This window comes from Pseudomonas sp. FSL R10-1339, assembly GCF_009600545.1.
GTDB classification, from domain to species: domain Bacteria; phylum Pseudomonadota; class Gammaproteobacteria; order Pseudomonadales; family Pseudomonadaceae; genus Aquipseudomonas; species Aquipseudomonas bubulae.
This window is the reverse complement of the sequence record NZ_WIVQ01000228.1, coordinates 1-1,047: the sequence shown is the minus strand read 5'-3', so window position 1 is coordinate 1,047 and position 1,047 is coordinate 1. Positions and strand designations below refer to the sequence as shown.

Here is a 1,047-nt window from a genome sequence, read left to right as displayed (position 1 = left end):
GTGTTTGGATCATCAAAAATAGGCAATTAAGAGCCTCGATCGGGGCACGGGTACTTGTTCCCGTGCACTGATCGAGGAGACAAGCGCAGCGCGTCAGACCTGTGCAGCTCGAGCGCGAAGGTCCATAACCTGGCGCGCAGATAGCTTGTGTAGATCCTGGTTGGAAAAGACCAGGAGAACGCGGATCGCTTTGGTTTCTTCGTCCCAGAGCTCTAGGTCGCTCATAAGAAATTGATAATCACCCAGGTATGAGGCCGCCAGATCCCGCGAAAGGGTCCTGTAAGCCTCTCCAGGCGTTTTTAGTGCCGCATTCACTGCGTCGGCTACCGGATCGGTTGCGATGGCCATACCGCCGTTATGGGCCCTCTCAATGGCATGCTCGTTGTACTCAATCGAACCAGCATCAGGGTCGTCTGTGGGATTCCCAGGACAAAGCTTGTCCTCCCAGGGCAGCACGTACTGCGATCTGCCGAGGATGTCCTGCAGAACGTAATCAGAGGGTTTTGCTAGACGCTGCATTGGGCTGCTCCCAGGCGAAAATCGCATGGTAGCGCAGCCTGCTTTGGGCAGCTGAAAGCTGCCTCCAGAGCGGCCACAAGCCGCTCTGATAAACCGGCGTCGAAGACGACGGGAACAGCCAGACAGACGCCACCCGAGCCCACGAGGGTGGTGAGGAAAAATGGCCCCCAGGCCGATTTTTTCCGTTCTGCCATGGTGCAGCCCGTCCAGGGCGAAACCAGGGTGCGAAGCATCAGGCCGCACCGCTTGCGTGCGCGTCAGGTGAAACCGGACCACCCTGGTTTCGAGCCAGAGCAGCAGAGGGAGGGACGAAGTCCCGCATCGATGCGTCGCGAAGTCTCAGAAAGCGGGGTGGTCCGGCTTTGCCGGGCGCGCACGCGGGTGAATTTTCGAGACAAGCCCGTCCAGGGGGCGGGGGAGGAAAGAGGGTGGAGGCTCGCGCAGCGAGTCAGAACCCTGAAAGCCTGACGGGGCGCTCCCCCGGAAGGTTTGGGCGTCCCGTAGGGCGGCCACGACAGACCGTAGGGA

At 60.2% G+C, this 1,047-nt stretch carries 1 protein-coding gene; it reads right to left on the bottom strand.

Features of this window, described 5'->3' with window-relative positions; genetic code table 11:
• Positions 1-93: 93 nt before the first annotated feature.
• Positions 94-519, bottom strand: coding sequence for a hypothetical protein (locus tag GHO03_RS24545; protein ID WP_153331004.1), 426 nt, complete (start codon positions 517-519; stop codon positions 94-96).
• Positions 520-1,047: the final 528 nt, after the last annotated feature.

Excerpts from the sequence above, each read along its gene's own strand:
- GHO03_RS24545 (WP_153331004.1), bottom strand. The coding sequence starts at position 519 with ATGCAGCGTCTAGCAAAACCCTCTGATTACGTTCTGCAGGACATCCTC.